Genomic DNA, 15,390 nt, shown 5'->3' with positions numbered 1-15,390 from the left:
CTCAGGACGAAACCGCCGCGCGGATTTGTTCCAGCACGTCCTTCGCGCTGGCGGGAATCGGCGTGCCGGGGCCATAGATGCCCTTGACACCGGCCTCGTAGAGAAAGTCGTAGTCCTGCCGCGGAATCACCCCGCCGACGAACACGATGATGTCGTCCGCGCCTTGCTTCTTCAGCTCGTTGATGATGGCGGGCACCAGCGTCTTGTGGCCCGCGGCGAGTGTGCTCACGCCCACGGCGTGCACGTCGTTCTCGATCGCCTGCCGCGCGCATTCCTCGGGTGTCTGGAACAGCGGGCCCATGTCCACGTCGAAGCCCAGGTCGGCGAATGCGGTGGCCACCACCTTGGCGCCGCGGTCATGCCCGTCCTGCCCGAGCTTGGAGATCATCACGCGCGGACGGCGCCCCTGCGCTTCGGCGAAAGCGTTGATTTCGGTCTTGAGGGCTTCCCAGCCCTCGGCGGAGTCATAGGCAGCAGCGTACACACCGGTCACCTTTTGCGTGTCGGCCCGATGGCGGCCGAATGATTTTTCGAGCGCGTCGGAAATCTCGCCGACCGTGGCGCGCAGGCGCACCGCGTCGATGCTCAGCGCGAGCAGGTTGCCGGTGCCGTTCTCGGCCGCTTCGGTCAGCGCGTCGAGCGCGGCCTGTACCTTGGCCGTGTCGCGCGAGGCGCGGATCTTCTGCAGGCGCGCCACCTGCTGGTCGCGCACCATCACGTTGTCGATGGAAAGGCTGTCGATCGCGTCTTCGTTCTTCAGCTTGTACTTGTTGACCCCGACGATCACGTCCTTGCCCGAGTCGATGCGCGCCTGCTTCTCGGCGGCGGCCGCCTCGATCTTGAGCTTGGCCCAGCCGCTGTCGACCGCCTTGGTCATGCCGCCCATGGCCTCGACCTCCTCGATGATGGCCCAGGCCGCATCGGCCATGTCCTGCGTGAGCTTCTCCATCATGTAGCTGCCGGCCCAGGGGTCGACCACATTGGTGATGTGCGTCTCTTCCTGGATGATGAGCTGCGTGTTGCGCGCAATGCGCGAGCTGAACTCGGTGGGCAGTGCAATGGCTTCGTCGAGCGCGTTGGTGTGCAGGCTCTGCGTGCCGCCGAACACCGCGGCCATGGCCTCGATGGTGGTGCGCACGATGTTGTTGTATGGGTCCTGCTCGGTGAGCGACCAGCCCGAAGTCTGGCAGTGCGTGCGCAGCATCAGGCTCTTGGGGTTCTTGGGCTCGAACTCTTTCATGATGCGGCACCACAAGAGGCGCGCCGCGCGCATCTTGGCCACTTCGAGATAGAAGTTCATGCCGATGGCCCAGAAGAAGCTCAGGCGTCCGGCAAAGCCGTCGACATCGAGCCCCTTGGCCAGCGCGGTCTTCACGTATTCCTTGCCGTCGGCCAGCGTGAACGCGAGTTCCAGCGCCTGGTTGGCGCCGGCTTCCTGCATGTGATAGCCGCTGATCGAGATCGAGTTGAACTTGGGCATGTGCTGTGCCGTGTACTCGATGATGTCGCCGATGATCCGCATGCTCGGCGCTGGCGGAAAGATGTAGGTGTTGCGGACCATGAACTCCTTGAGGATGTCGTTCTGGATGGTTCCGCTCAGCTGATCCTGCGCCACGCCCTGCTCTTCGGCCGCGACCACGTAGCCCGCCAGCACCGGCAGCACGGCGCCGTTCATCGTCATGGACACACTCACCTTGTCCAGCGGGATCTGGTCGAACAGGATCTTCATGTCCTCGACCGAATCGATGGCCACGCCGGCCTTGCCGACGTCGCCGGTCACGCGCGGGTGGTCGCTGTCGTAGCCGCGATGGGTGGCCAGGTCGAAGGCCACGCTCACGCCCTGCCCGCCGGCCGCCAATGCCTTGCGGTAGAAGGCGTTCGACTCTTCGGCCGTCGAGAAACCCGCGTACTGGCGAATGGTCCACGGACGTACCGCGTACATGGTGGCTTGCGGGCCGCGCAGGTAGGGTTCGAAACCGGGCAGCGTGTCGGTGTACTTCAGGCCCTGCAGGTCGGCCGCGGTGTAGAGCGGCTTGACGGTGATGCCGTCGGGCGTGATCCAGTTCAGCGCATTCAGGTCGCCGCCTGGCGCGGACTTGGCAGCGGACTTGGCCCAGGCGTCGAGGTCGGCGGGCTTGAAGGTAGGTTCGGGTGTGCTGCTCATGGAAGGCGCCGTTTTGCAGTTGTCTTGCAGGGTAATCGCAAATTCGCCCGCAAGGAGTTCGCAGGCCGCCGGGAGTCTAACCGATCCATAATTATTAATTCAAACCCATTTTTGCGGTACAGTCCACCCCATGTCCGCCGTCACCCTTACCCCGCGCGCCCTCTATGAAGAGGTGGCCGAGCTGCTGCGCCAGCGGATTTTCCGCCGCGAGCTCGAGCCGGGCAGCTGGATCGACGAGCTCAAGCTGGCCGAGGAATACGGCATCAGCCGCACGCCGCTGCGCGAAGCCCTGAAGGTGCTGGCAGCCGAGGGCCTCGTGACGATGAAGGTGCGTCGCGGCGCTTATGTCACCGAAGTCTCGGAACAGGATTTGGCGGACGTCTATCACCTGCTCTCGCTGCTCGAGAGCGATGCGGCCGGCGTGGTGGCCGAGCGTGCGACCGATGCCGAGCGCGCAGAACTGAAGGCGCTTCACTCCGAACTGGAGGCCGCCGGCGCACCGGGCAAGGAGAACCGGGAGCACTTCTTTGCGTTGAACGAGCGCTTCCATATGCGCCTCTTGGCCATCGCCAACAACAAGTGGCGCGACCAGATGGTGGCCGACCTGCGCAAGGTGATGAAGCTCAACCGCCACAACTCGCTGCTCAAGGAGGGGCGCATTGCTGAATCGCTGGCGGAGCACCGCTCGATGATGGCGGCCATCGAGGCGCGCGATGCCACGGCAGCCATGGCGCGCATGCGGGAGCATTTCAAGAACGGCCTGGAAGCCGCGGTCTAGGCTCGCCCCAGGCTGCGCGCTTTCGCGTTGCTCAATCCGGGTGGATGGTTCCGGTTTCGGCCGAGATGCGCTGGGCCACTTCGAGCAGGCGGGGGGCGACGCGCGAAAGCATCATTTCCTTCGGCAGCAGGTAGGCCGGGCCGCCGCAGCTCACGCCGTAGCGCTGCCCATGGGGGCCTCGCAGCGCAAAGCCGAGAGCGTGGATGTGCGGATGCCATTCGCCGAACGAACTGCAATAGCCCAGGCGAGCATATTCGTCGAGTCCGGCCATCAGGCGGGGCTCGATGGAGGCCCAGGCCTCGCCGCTTTCCTGCCGGATCTGCTCCAGCACCACCGCCCGCTCGTCGGCGGGCAACGCCGCGAGGGAAGCACGGCCCGCGGCCGAAGTGACGACGCTCATGCGCGTGCCGACGTCGAGGCGCGAGCTGATCAGCGCCGAACGCGGGCGCAGCGAATCGATGACGAGCATGTCGAGCTCGTCGCGCACCGCTACGTGAACGCTGGCGCCCGCGAATTCGGACAGCTCCGCCAGATAAGGCCGGGCGACGGTGCGCAGGTCGAAGTGGCGAAGGTAGCGGCTGCTCATGTCGAGCAGCGCCGGGCCAAGGCTGAAGCGCTCGCTGTCCTGCGACTGCCGCAGATACCCCGCGCTCACCAGCGTCGCGGTGAGGCGCGATACCGTGGCCTTGGGCAGGCCCGTGGTGTCCGCCAGCTCGCGATTGCTCATCGGGGCCGCCGCCATCCCGATGACCTTGAGCAAGGCCAGCCCCCGGCCCAGCGCGCTGACTTCTTCTTTGCTCCCCGCCGCATCGTTCATGAACCCGAACCCTTATTTATTAGCGTTTCTTGATTCTTCAGCAGAAAAGTTGAAAAGTTGCAGACCCCGGTCAATCATTGTCATTTTGAAACACTCGACGTTGCTGAGCGGCGAAACCCCGCCAGGCGCCGCTCCGAACCGAGATGGTCAAGACAGATGACCTTGGAATGCCGGGATGTCGTGCGAGGCGCAGCCGCGCACGGCGTTCATGCGCCAACGGCCAGGAGACGGCTCGTCCGGCCGAAAGCCGTCCCCGCCTACGCAGGAACGGGCTCATCGCAAGTTGGTGCCCGAGGCCGGAATCGAACCGGCATGACCGTGAGGTCGAGGGATTTTCTTACCACTTCGGCTTTCGCCGCCGGCATGCTTGCCGTTCGTGGTCTGGAGCACGCCTTCACCATAGCCTTGCAGCCGTAGGTGCCCGCCGTCTGCTCTCTACACCTTCCCACGAACCTTTCGATTCAGGGCTTGGCTCGGCGTTGGCTCGGGCGCTTGCGCGCTCAGGGCGTTCACCGAATTTGACGGGCTTCACCTTCGAAGTTTCCTTCGAAGGGCTCAAATTGCTTCAAGTCCCTTGTGTCTACCAGTTTCACCACTCGGGCTGGCATGACTCGTTACCGAGTCCATTTCGCCCGGCTGCTTCCGGGCTTGCTTTCACTCTCGCTTGGCTACGTGCCTACCAATTTCGCCATCCGGACACTCGAATTGAACGTCGACGATAACCCAAACAAGACGAGCCCCGGCAACGTAGATCGACGGGGCTGTTTTTTTTGATGGAGGGTGGATCGAACTGATCAGAGAGGGGTGGAGGCGCGACCCGGAGTCGAACCGGGCTAGACGGATTTGCAATCCGTTGCATAACCGCTTTGCTATCGCGCCACGCTGCTGAAATCGAACTCGCGAAAAAAAGGGAAGCATTGCTTCCCTTTTTCAAAAACTGGAGCGGGAAAAGAGTCTCGAACTCTCGACCTCAACCTTGGCAAGGTTGCGCTCTACCAACTGAGCTATTCCCGCGTTTCGAGCCTCGAATTATAGAACACTTTTTCGGGGCCCGGCAAGTTTTGCCGATCAATGTTTGACAGAGCCCTCGGAGGGCCGTGCTTCGCGCTGCTTGGCGAGCTCGGCCACGGCCGCGGCAGAAGCCGCGACCTCTTCGTCGGACAGCGGTTCCGGCATCTTCTCGAGCGCGATTTCCAGCACCTTGTCGATCCACTTCACCGGCACGATCTCGAGGCCGTTCTTCACGTTCTCGGGAATGTCCTGCAGGTCTTTCGCGTTCTCTTCGGGAATCAGCACGGTCTTGATACCGCCGCGCAAAGCGGCCAGCAACTTTTCCTTCAGTCCGCCGATGGCCGTGACCTCGCCGCGCAGCGTGATCTCGCCGGTCATCGCGACGTCTGCGCGCACCGGAATGCCGGTGAGCGCCGACACGAAGGCCGTCGTCATCGCGGCACCCGCACTCGGGCCGTCCTTGGGCGTTGCGCCGTCGGGCACGTGGATGTGGATGTCCCGCTTCTCGAAGATCTCGTCCTTGATGCCCAGGCGACGCGAGCGGCTGCGCACCACCGTGCGTGCGGCCTCGACCGATTCCTTCATCACGTCGCCCAGCGACCCCGTGCGGCTGATCACACCCTTGCCGGGCATGGTGACCGCCTCGATGGTGAGCAGGTCGCCGCCGACTTCGGTCCACGCCAAGCCGACCACCTGGCCGACCTGGTTCTGCTTCTCGGCCAAGCCGAAGCTGTACTTGCGCACCCCGAGGAAGTCGTTGAGATTGCTGCCGTCGACCGTGACCTTCGGCGTCATTTTCTTGAGCAGCAGGCCCTTCACCACCTTGCGGCAGATCTTGGAGAGTTCGCGCTCCAGCGAACGCACGCCGGCTTCACGCGTGTAGTAGCGCACGATGTCGCGCACAGCCTCTTCGGTGACGAGGAGTTCTTCTTCCTTGACGCCGTTGTTCTTCAGCTGCTTCGGCAGCAGGTACTTGAGCGCGATGTGCGTCTTTTCGTCCTCGGTGTAGCCCGAGAGGCGAATGACTTCCATCCGGTCGAGCAGCGCCGGCGGAATGTTCATCGAGTTCGAGGTGGCGACGAACATCACGTCGGAGAGGTCGAAGTCGACCTCGACGTAGTGGTCGCCGAAGGTGTGGTTCTGCTCCGGATCGAGCACTTCGAGCAGCGCGCTCGAGGGATCGCCGCGGAAGTCGGTGCCCAGCTTGTCGATTTCGTCGAGCAGGAACAGCGGATTGCGCGTGCCGATCTTGTTCAGACCTTGCAGCACCTTGCCCGGCAGCGCGCCGATGTAGGTGCGGCGATGGCCGCGGATCTCGGCTTCGTCGCGCATGCCGCCGAGCGCCATGCGGGTGTACTTGCGGCCGGTCGCCTTGGCGATCGACTGCCCGAGCGAGGTCTTGCCCACGCCCGGCGGGCCCACGAGGCACAGGATGGGTGCCTTGACCTTGTCGACGCGTTGCTGCACCGCGAGATACTCGAGGATGCGGTCCTTGACCTTCTCGAGGCCGTAATGGTCGGCATTGAGCACCGCCTCGGCGTTGGCCAGGTCGTGCTTGATCTTGGTCTTCTTGCTCCAGGGCAGGCCCACCAGCACGTCGATGTAGTTGCGCACCACGGTGGCTTCGGCCGACATCGGCGACATGAGCTTGAGCTTCTTGAGCTCGCCCTCGGCCTTCTTCAGCGCGTCCTTGGGCATCTTGGCGAGCTTGATCTTTTTCTCGATCTCCTCGATGTCCGCGCCCTCTTCGCCCTCGCCAAGCTCCTTCTGGATCGCCTTGACCTGCTCGTTGAGGTAGAAGTCGCGCTGGTTCTTTTCCATCTGGCGCTTCACGCGCCCGCGGATCTTCTTGTCGACGTTGAGGATGTCGACCTCGCGTTCGAGCTGCCCGAACAGGTTCTCGAGCCGCGCCTTGACGTCGTCCAGGTCGAGCACGGCCTGCTTGTTGTCGAGCTTGAGCGGCAGGTGCGCGGCAATGGTGTCTGCCAGACGGCCCGGATCGTCGATGCTCGAGATCGAGGTGAGGATCTCGGGCGGGATCTTCTTGTTCAGTTTGACGTACTGATCGAACTGCTGCATCACGGCACGGCGCAGCGCCTCGACCTCGGTGCCCTTCTCGCCGCCTTCGGGCGCCTCGACGGGCGTTACGTTGGCCGAGAAGTGGGTTTCACCGTCGTCGATGCGGTTCACGCGCGCGCGCTGCTGGCCCTCGACCAGCACCTTCACGGTGCCGTCGGGCAGCTTGAGCATCTGCAGGATGGTGGAGACGCAGCCGACCTCGAACATGTCCTCGACCGAGGGCTCGTCCTTGGCGGCGGCTTTCTGTGCCACCAGCATGATGCGGCGCTCGGCCTCCATGGCCAGCTCGAGCGCCTTGATGCTCTTGGGGCGTCCCACGAACAGCGGGATCACCATGTGAGGGAACACGACGACGTCGCGCAGCGGCAGCAGCGGCAGGTCGATCGCGTCGGCAGGCAGGGGGGTATGACCGGACATGAATATCCTTTGATTGATCAGGCAAAGATGGATGGGTGTTGGGGCATTTCAAGCCCGCGCACCCGGTCTTTGTCGAAGGCGCCGGAAGCTTCGGTGAAAAGAGCCGGCGCCGCGTTCATTCAAGCCTCGCTCAAGCCTTCTTGGCCGCTTCTCGGTACACGAGCAGCGGCGGCTTGTTTTCATCGATTGTGGATTCTTCGACCACAACCTTGTCGACGTTGGTGGCATTCGGGAGCTCGAACATGGTGTCGATGAGCGACTGTTCGAGGATCGAACGCAAGCCCCGTGCCCCGGTCTTGCGGGCCAGCGCCTTGCGGGCAATGGCCTTGAGCGCCGCGGGGCGGATTTCGAGGTCGACGCCTTCCATTTGCAGCAGCTTGGTGAACTGCTTGACCACCGCGTTCTTGGGCTCGGTCAGGATCTGCACCAGCGCGTCTTCGCTGAGCTCGGCCAGCGACGCCACCACGGGCATGCGGCCCACGAGCTCGGGAATCAGGCCGAACTTGATCAGGTCTTCGGGCTCGACTTCGCGGAACACCTCGGTGATGCTGCGCTGCGCCTTGCTCTTGACCGAAGCCCCGAAGCCGATGCCCGAAGCCTCGGTGCGGTTTTCGATGACCTTCTCGAGGCCGGCAAACGCGCCGCCGCAAATGAACAGGATGTTGGTCGTGTCGATCTGCAGGAAGTCCTGGTTCGGGTGCTTGCGCCCGCCCTGCGGCGGCACGCTGGCCATGGTGCCTTCGATGAGCTTCAGCAGCGCCTGCTGCACGCCCTCGCCCGACACGTCGCGCGTGATGGAAGGGTTGTCCGACTTGCGCGAGATCTTGTCGATTTCGTCGATGTAGACGATGCCGCGCTGGGCCCGCTCGACTTCGTAGTTGCAGCTCTGCAGCAGCTTCTGGATGATGTTCTCGACGTCTTCGCCCACGTAGCCGGCTTCGGTCAGCGTGGTGGCGTCGGCCATCACGAACGGCACGTCGAGCATGCGCGCCAGGGTTTGCGCCAGCAGCGTCTTGCCCGAGCCCGTGGGGCCGATCAGCAGGATGTTGCTCTTGCTGAGCTCGACGTCGTCGCCCTTGGCCTTTTCCTTGTGGCGCAGGCGCTTGTAGTGGTTGTAGACCGCCACCGACAGCATGCGTTTGGCCGGCTCCTGGCCGATCACGTAGTTGTCGAGGTTGGTCTTGATTTCCAGCGGCGTGGGCAGGTCGCTGCGCGCCTCGCGCGCCTCTTCACCGGCCGGGAGCTCGTCGCGGATGATTTCGTTGCAAAGGTCGATGCACTCGTCGCAAATGAAGACCGAAGGGCCCGCGATCAGCTTCTTGACCTCATGCTGGCTCTTGCCGCAGAACGAGCAATAAAGCGTTTTTTCGCTGGAAGAGCCTTTTTTTTCGGCCATGGACAGGTGCCTCGTTACGGGGTAGGACAATGATAACTAAACAAAAACGGCGTTTCCCCTATGGAAAACGCCGCTTTTTTGCCTTTTGGCGACGCCGGCGCCGCGGCGAAGGCTTAACTGCGTTTTGCAATGACCTGGTCGACCAGGCCGTAGTCCTTGGCTTCGTCGGCGGTCAGGAAATAGTCCCGTTCGGTGTCCGACTTGACCTTTTCGAGGGGCTGGCCCGTGCGCTCGGCCAGGATGCGGTTCATCTGGTCTTTGGTGCGCAGGATGTCGCGGGCGTGGATTTCGATGTCCGTGGCCTGGCCGCGGGCGCCGCCGAGCACCTGGTGAATCATGATCTTCGAATTGGGCAGCGAAAAGCGCTTGCCCTTTTCGCCGGCCGCCAGCAGGAAGGCACCCATGCTGGCCGCGAAGCCGATGCACATCGTCGAAACGTCGGGCTTGATGAACTGCATGGTGTCGTAGATGGCCATGCCGGCGCTCACGCTGCCGCCCGGGGAGTTGATGTAGAACGAGATGTCCTTGTCCGGGTTTTCGCTTTCGAGGAACAGCAACTGCGCCACCACGAGGTTGGCGGTCTGGTCGTTCACCTCGCCCACCAGGAAAATGATGCGTTCCTTGAGGAGACGCGAATAGATGTCGTAGGACCGCTCGCCGCGGCCCGACTGCTCGATGACCATCGGGATCATGCCGAGGCCTTGAATATCCTGTGCGCTCATTGATTTGCTCTCCGGAAAAGGGTTCGTTCGCTGTTCGTATTTAACTGTACGCCTGAGTGAAATGGGGCTCGTGCCGCAAAGCACAAGCCCCATTGGCGTTGCGGGCGGCGGTGCAGCCCGGCGCTCAGCCTTGCTGCTGAGCCATCAGTTCGTCGAACGACACCGACTTTTCGTTGACCTTGGCCTTGCCGAGCACGAATTCGGTCACGTTGTTCTCGATGACGACCGCCTCGACCTCGGCCAGGCGGTTGTTGTCGCTGAAATACCAGCGCACCACGTCGGCCGGCTTTTCGTAGCTGGCGGCCAGCTCATCGATGTGGGCCTTGAGCTGCTCGGGCTTGGCTTGCAGGTTGTTGGCGCGCACCAGTTCGGCCACCACCAGGCCCAGGCGCACGCGGCGCTCGGCTTGCGGGCGGAACACTTCTTCGGGAATCGGCGCCTTGTCGGCGTCCTTGATGCCGCGCTGCTTGAGCTCGGCGCGGGCGCCTTCGATCATGCGGTTCACTTCGGATTGCACGCTGGCGTTCGGCAGGTCGAGCTCGGCGTTCGCCACGAGGGCGTCCATCACGGCGTTCTTGTTGCGGGCCAGCAGGCGGAACTTCACTTCGCGCTCGAGGTTCTTCTTGATGTCGGCGCGCAGGCCTTCGACCGTGGCTTCGGCGATGCCGAGCGACTTGGCGAGCTGTTCGTTGACTTCCGGCAGGTGCGAAGCTTCGATCTTCTTCACCGTGACCATGAAGTCGGCCTGCTTGCCGGCCACGTCTTTGCCGTGGTAATCGGCCGGGAACGACAGCGGGAACGTGCGGCTGTCGCCGGCCTTCATGCCGCGCACGGCGTCTTCGAATTCCTTCAGCATCTGGCCTTCGCCCACGATGAACTGGAAGTCCTCGGCCTTGCCGCCCTGGAAGGTCTCGCCCTCGATCTTGCCCTCGAAGTCGACCGTGACGCGGTCGTTGTCCTGCGCGACGGCGTCTTGCGCGCGCTGTGCGAAGGTCCGGCGCTGCTTGCGCAGGATGTCGAGCGTCTTGTCGATGGCGTCGTCGCCCACTTCAGCCGAGAGCTTCTCGACTTCGGCGCCGGACAGGTCGTTGATCTTGACTTCGGGGAACACCTCGAACACCGCGTCGAAGGCCAGTTCGCCTTCGGGCGACTCTTCCTTCTCGGTGATGCGGGGCTGGCCGGCCACGCGCAGCTTGGCTTCGTTGGCGGCTTGCGAGAAGGCTTCGCCGACCTTGTCGTTCATGACTTCATAGTGCACCGAGTAGCCGTAGCGCTGGGCCACGACGTTCATCGGCACCTTGCCTGGACGGAAGCCGTCCATCTTGACGGTGCGCGCGAGCTTCTTGAGGCGCGAATCGACTTCTGACTGGATGGTGCCGACCGGCAGGGTCAGCGTGATCTTGCGTTCGAGCTTCTCGAGAGTTTCAACGGTCACGGTCATGGTGTCTTCCTTGTGAGGGGTGTGGCTGGTGCGCGGGGCCGGACTCGAACCGGCACGTTCTTGCGAACGTCAGGACCTAAACCTGGTGCGTCTACCAATTTCGCCACCCGCGCTTGCCAAATTTTTCAGGTGAATGCAAAGGCGGACGGCCCTGGTGCCGCGGGTTCGCCGCTGCCCAAAGACCGTCCGCCTGAAATCGGTCAACCGCGTATTTTAAACGCTAATCAGACCCTCTTTCGGCTCCCGCTTGACGCGGAATGCGGCGGCGTACATCGCCGGCAGCGCCAGCAGGGTCAATACGGTGGCCACGATCAGCCCGCCCATGATGGCCACGGCCATCGGCCCCCAGAACACGCTGCGGGAGAGCGGAATCATCGCCAGCACCGCCGCCGCGGCGGTCAGCACGATGGGCCGCAGGCGCCGCACGGCCGATTCGACGATGGCGTCCCAGGCCGGCACGCCCGCCGCGCGGTCGCTCTCGATCTGGTCGATCAGGATCACCGCGTTGCGCTGGATCATGCCCATCAGCGCGATCACGCCCAGCAGCGCGACGAAGCCGAAGGGCCGGTTCAGCAGCAGCAGCGCCCCGGCGACGCCGGCAATGCCCATGGGGCCGGTAATGAACACCAGCAGCGAGCGGCTGAAGCTGTGCAGCTGGAGCATCAGCAGCGTGAACACCAGGAACAGCATGATCGGTACGCCCGCGACGATGGAGGCCGAGCCCTTGCTGCTTTCCTCGACCGCGCCCGCCACCTCGATGCGGTAGCCGCCCTCGCCGGCCGCATGCCAGCCCGCTTCGAGCTGGCGCAGCTTCGGCAGCAACTCCGCGGTCACGGTGGCGCCTTGCAGGCCTTCGACCACGTCGCCCTGCACCGTGATGGCGTAGTCGCGGTTCTCGCGCCACATCACGCCCGGTTCCCAGGTGAATACCGGCCGGGCGATCTGGGTCAGCGGAATGGAACGTCCCGAGGCGGTGGGCAGATAGGCATTGCCGATGTCCGAAATGGCCTCGCGCTCGTCGGCGGACTGGCGCAGCACGATGTCGATCAGCAGATCGTTTTCGCGGTACTGGCCCACCGTGGTGCCGGAGAACATCGTCTTGGAGGCCTGGGCGATCGCCTGGCTGGTCACGCCGAGTGCGCGGGCCTTGGCCTGGTCGACCTCGAGCCGGATCACCTTGACCGATTCGTTCCAGTTGTCGTTCACGCCGCGCATGTTGGCGTTCTCGCGCAGCACGGCCTTGACTTCGTCGGCGTGGCCGCGCAACTGCGCCGGGTCGGTGCCGATCACGCGGAACTGCACCGGGTACGGCACCGGCGGTCCGTTGGGCAGCAGTTTCACGCGTCCGCGCACCTCCGGAAACTCCTGCGCCAGCAGCGCGGGCAGCTTGATGCGCAGGCGTTCCCGCACTTTCAGGTCCTTGGCCAGCACGATGAGCTGCGACACGTTGGTCTGCGGAAACACCTGGTCCAGTGGCAGGTAGAAGCGCGGCACGCCGGAACCGATCCAGGTGCTGACCGTCTTCACGCCCTCTTCTTTCATGATGCGCTGCTCGACGCGCCTGGCGACCTCTTCGTTCGCCGGGAACGAGGTGCCCTCCGGGAACCAGATGTCCACCATGATTTCGGGGCGGCTCGAATCAGGGAAGAACTGCTGCTGCACCTTGCCCATGCCGAAGATGCCGAGCGCGAAAATCAGCACCGTGGCACCGATGGTCAGCCAGCGATGCTCCACGCACCAGTTCACCGAACGGCGGAAGGCGTTGTAGAACTTCGTGTCGAACAGCTCGTGCGGCGGCGCGTCGGGATCGTGCGGCTTGACCTTGAGCAGCAGCGTGCCGAGGTAAGGCACGAAGTACACCGACACGATCCACGACAACACCAGCGCAATCACCGTCACCGCAAAAATCGCGAAGGTGTACTCGCCCGTGACCGACTTCGCGATGCCGATGGGCAGGAAACCCGCCGCGGTGATGAGCGTGCCGGTCAGCATCGGCTTGGCCGTGACGTCGTAGGCGAAGGTGGCGGCGCGCACCTTGTCGTAGCCTTCTTCCATCTTCCTCACCATCATCTCGACCGCGATGATCGCGTCGTCGACCAGGAGGCCGAGCGCGATGATCAGCGAGCCCAGCGATATCTTGTGCAGCCCGATGCCGAAGTAGTTCATGGCAAGGAAGGTCACGGCCAGCACCAGCGGAATGGTGATGGCCACCACCAGCCCGGGACGCATGTCGATGTACCAGCCGAAGCGCCCGCCCTTGTGCAGGCCCAGCGCAATGATGCTCACGGCCAGCACGATGGCCACGGCCTCGATCAGCACGCCGACGAATTCATTGACCGAACTGGCCACCGACACCGGCTGGTCTTGTACCTGCGCCAGCTTCACGCCGGCCGGCAGGCGCTGGTCGATCGTCGCCGTGGTAGCGCGCAGCGCCTTGCCCAGCGCGATGATGTCGCCGCCCTTGGTCATCGAGACCCCGAGCGCAATGACCTCCTTGCCCTGGTGGTGCACCTTCACGGCCGGCGGGTCGACGTAGCCGCGGCGAATCTCGGCAATGTCGCCAAGCTTCAGCTGGTTGCCCGAGCTCCCGCGGATCGGCATTTCGCGCAGCTGCTCGACGTTGGTGAACTGCCCGGCCACGCGCACCTGCACCACGTCGAGCGGCGACTGGATCGTGCCCGCGCTTTCCACCGCGTTCTGCGAACCCAGCTGCGCGAGCACGGCGTTGAAGTCGAGCCCCAGCTGCGCCACGCGCTTCTGCGAAATCTCGATATAGACCTTCTGGTCTTGCACGCCGAACTGGTCGACCTTGGCCACATCCTTCACGCGCAGCAGTTGCTGGCGCACGTCGTCGGCCAGCGTCTTGAGCTCGGCCTGGCTGAAGCCTTCGCTCTCCAGCGCGTAGATCACGCCATAGACATCGCCGAAATCGTCATTGAAGAACGGGCCCTGCACGCCCGGCGGCAGCGTGTTGCGCATGTCGCCGATCTTTTTGCGCACCGTGTACCAGACGTTGGCGACGTCGCCGGCCTTGGACGAATCCTTGATCTGGAAAATGATCTGCGACTCGCCCGGCTTCGAATAGCTGCGGATCTTGTCGGCGTACGGCGCCTCCTGCAGCGTGCGCTCGAGCTTGTCGGTAACCTGCTCTGCCACCTGCTGCGCAGTGGCGCCGGGCCAGTAGGTGCGAACCACCATGGCGCGGAAAGTGAACGGCGGATCTTCGTCCTGGCCGAGCTGGAAGTAGGCAAAGGCTCCCAGCACCATCAGCACCACCATGAGGTAGCGCGTGAGCGGCGCGTGGTCCAGCGCCCATTTGGAGAGATTGAAGCCTGCGGGCTTGTCGGTCGTCGCAGCGCCCTGCGTCATTTGGCCGCACCCGTTGCAATCTCCTTCTTGGTGGCAGCAACGGCTTCCACAGGCTGCGGCGATTCCTTCGCACTGGCGGCTGCCGCGGCAGCCTCCTTCGACTGGTAGATGGTGACCTTCTGCCCCGGCGAGAGCACATGCACGCCCGCGGCGACGACCATCATGCCGGGCGTGAGCCCGGCACCGATCACGGCCTCGTTGCCGTCCGCCGTGGCCACCTGCACCGGCTGCGAACGCACCGTCATGGTCGATTTGTCGAGCACCCAGACCGAGGTGCCCTTGCCTTCCTGGCGCAATGCGCTGGTCGGCAGCTTCATGACCGCGCCGCCGGCGCGCGCCAATGCCTGCGGACGCGCGTAAACGGTGGCGCCGAGCGCCGGCGAGGTGGCTGCGTCGATCGCCACCTTGACCGAATAGGTGCGCGTGACCGCGTCGGCGCTGGCCGCCACTTCGCGCACCTGGCCTTGCAGTTCAGTACCACCCGACCAGCCGCGGACCGTGACAGGCGAACCGGGCTTGATCAGCGCGGCCCGGTCTTCAGGCACGGCAAACACCACGTCGCGCGCGCCGTCCTGCGCAATGCGCACGACGGGCGTGCCCGCCTGCACCACCTGGCCCGGCTCGGCCTCGATGGCGGTGATGACGCCAGCCACATCGGCGACCAGCGTGGTGTAGCTGGCCTGGTTGCCTTGCGACGAAAGCTGGGCCTGCGCCTGTTCGAGCTGCGCCTGCGCCGCCTTCCACGTGGATTGGCGGCGCTCGAGTTCGGCGCCACTGATGAAATTCTGCTCGCGCAGTTCGCTATAGCGCTTGAGATCGGCCGCCGCGAGATCGCGGTTGGTCTGCGCCGCAGCCAGCTGGGCGCGGGCCGCTTCGGCTGCCAAACGGTAGTCCTGCGGATCGAGCTGGGCCAGCACCTGGCCGGCCTGAACGTGCTGGCCGAGCTCGGCCTGACGTTTGGTGATTTTGCCCGCCACGCGGAATCCCAGCCGCGATTCGACACGTGCCCGGACCTCGGCCGAGAACTCGGGCTGGGCGTCGAAATCGCTCGTGCCCACAGTCACGAGCTTGACTGCGCGCACAGGTTCCTCGGCTGGCTTCGACTGCGAACAGCCGGCCAGGAACAAGGCGGGAAGCAGTAGCCAGGCGGCACCGCGGGCAAGAGGAGAGAAGCCGGAGGAGGCGGTCATGAGACA

Annotated in this window: 9 protein-coding genes and 3 tRNA genes; 1 reads left to right on the top strand and 11 read right to left on the bottom strand. The window is 64.1% G+C overall.

Annotated features, from left to right (window positions below):
* Position 1: 1 nt before the first annotated feature.
* Positions 2-2,164 (bottom strand): methylmalonyl-CoA mutase, encoded by a 2,163-nt coding sequence (scpA, locus tag QFZ42_RS08165; RefSeq protein WP_307700484.1) that lies wholly within the window; start codon positions 2,162-2,164, stop codon positions 2-4.
* 130 nt (positions 2,165-2,294) lie between these two features.
* Between scpA and QFZ42_RS08160 the strand changes: the two genes are divergently transcribed.
* Entirely contained in the window at positions 2,295-2,942 is a 648-nt protein-coding gene (locus QFZ42_RS08160; protein WP_307700483.1) for a GntR family transcriptional regulator, read from the top strand.
* Positions 2,943-2,973: 31 nt separating this feature from the next.
* Here the strand turns inward: QFZ42_RS08160 and QFZ42_RS08155 are convergent, their stop codons facing one another.
* The 10 genes from QFZ42_RS08155 to QFZ42_RS08110 form a co-directional block, all read right to left on the bottom strand.
* Entirely contained in the window at positions 2,974-3,759 is a 786-nt protein-coding gene (locus QFZ42_RS08155) for an IclR family transcriptional regulator (RefSeq protein ID WP_307700482.1), read from the bottom strand.
* Positions 3,760-4,564: 805 nt separating this feature from the next.
* Positions 4,565-4,638, bottom strand: a tRNA-Cys gene (locus tag QFZ42_RS08150).
* A 59-nt stretch (positions 4,639-4,697) separates the two neighbouring features.
* Positions 4,698-4,773 (bottom strand) — tRNA-Gly (locus QFZ42_RS08145).
* Positions 4,774-4,827: 54 nt separating this feature from the next.
* Positions 4,828-7,266 (bottom strand): endopeptidase La, encoded by a 2,439-nt coding sequence (lon, locus tag QFZ42_RS08140; RefSeq protein ID WP_307700481.1) that lies wholly within the window; start codon positions 7,264-7,266, stop codon positions 4,828-4,830.
* Positions 7,267-7,396: 130 nt separating this feature from the next.
* Positions 7,397-8,662, bottom strand: a complete 1,266-nt coding sequence (gene clpX, locus QFZ42_RS08135; RefSeq protein ID WP_012747621.1) for an ATP-dependent Clp protease ATP-binding subunit ClpX — start codon at positions 8,660-8,662, stop codon at positions 7,397-7,399.
* Between the two features lie 113 nt (positions 8,663-8,775).
* Complete coding sequence (clpP, locus tag QFZ42_RS08130) at positions 8,776-9,384, bottom strand: ATP-dependent Clp endopeptidase proteolytic subunit ClpP (RefSeq protein ID WP_307700480.1); 609 nt, start codon at positions 9,382-9,384, stop codon at positions 8,776-8,778.
* Positions 9,385-9,508: 124 nt separating this feature from the next.
* Positions 9,509-10,825: a trigger factor gene (tig, locus tag QFZ42_RS08125; protein WP_307700479.1), complete on the bottom strand. Its 1,317-nt coding sequence runs from the start codon at positions 10,823-10,825 to the stop codon at positions 9,509-9,511.
* 26 nt (positions 10,826-10,851) lie between these two features.
* Positions 10,852-10,938, bottom strand: a tRNA-Leu gene (locus QFZ42_RS08120).
* A 100-nt stretch (positions 10,939-11,038) separates the two neighbouring features.
* Positions 11,039-14,194: an efflux RND transporter permease subunit gene (locus tag QFZ42_RS08115; protein WP_307700478.1), complete on the bottom strand. Its 3,156-nt coding sequence runs from the start codon at positions 14,192-14,194 to the stop codon at positions 11,039-11,041.
* On the bottom strand, positions 14,191-15,384 hold the full coding sequence (locus tag QFZ42_RS08110; RefSeq protein ID WP_307700477.1) for an efflux RND transporter periplasmic adaptor subunit: 1,194 nt from the start codon (positions 15,382-15,384) through the stop codon (positions 14,191-14,193). Before QFZ42_RS08110 ends, QFZ42_RS08115 begins: the two co-directional genes overlap by 4 nt.
* Positions 15,385-15,390: the final 6 nt, after the last annotated feature.

This window comes from Variovorax paradoxus, assembly GCF_030815855.1.
Taxonomy (GTDB): Bacteria; Pseudomonadota; Gammaproteobacteria; order Burkholderiales; family Burkholderiaceae_C; genus Variovorax; species Variovorax paradoxus_M.
Note: the sequence above shows the minus strand (reverse complement) of the source record. Positions and strands in the feature narration are given on the sequence as shown.

What these genes read in the sequence shown, in the direction of transcription:
- scpA (WP_307700484.1), bottom strand. Translation starts at nt 2,164, where the DNA reads ATGAGCAGCACACCCGAACCTACCTTCAAGCCCGCCGACCTCGACGCC.
- QFZ42_RS08160 (WP_307700483.1), top strand. Translation starts at nt 2,295, where the DNA reads ATGTCCGCCGTCACCCTTACCCCGCGCGCCCTCTATGAAGAGGTGGCC.
- QFZ42_RS08155 (WP_307700482.1), bottom strand. Translation starts at nt 3,759, where the DNA reads ATGAACGATGCGGCGGGGAGCAAAGAAGAAGTCAGCGCGCTGGGCCGG.
- lon (WP_307700481.1), bottom strand. Translation starts at nt 7,266, where the DNA reads ATGTCCGGTCATACCCCCCTGCCTGCCGACGCGATCGACCTGCCGCTG.
- clpX (WP_012747621.1), bottom strand. Translation starts at nt 8,662, where the DNA reads ATGGCCGAAAAAAAAGGCTCTTCCAGCGAAAAAACGCTTTATTGCTCG.
- clpP (WP_307700480.1), bottom strand. Translation starts at nt 9,384, where the DNA reads ATGAGCGCACAGGATATTCAAGGCCTCGGCATGATCCCGATGGTCATC.
- tig (WP_307700479.1), bottom strand. Translation starts at nt 10,825, where the DNA reads ATGACCGTGACCGTTGAAACTCTCGAGAAGCTCGAACGCAAGATCACG.
- QFZ42_RS08115 (WP_307700478.1), bottom strand. Translation starts at nt 14,194, where the DNA reads ATGACGCAGGGCGCTGCGACGACCGACAAGCCCGCAGGCTTCAATCTC.
- QFZ42_RS08110 (WP_307700477.1), bottom strand. Translation starts at nt 15,384, where the DNA reads ATGACCGCCTCCTCCGGCTTCTCTCCTCTTGCCCGCGGTGCCGCCTGG.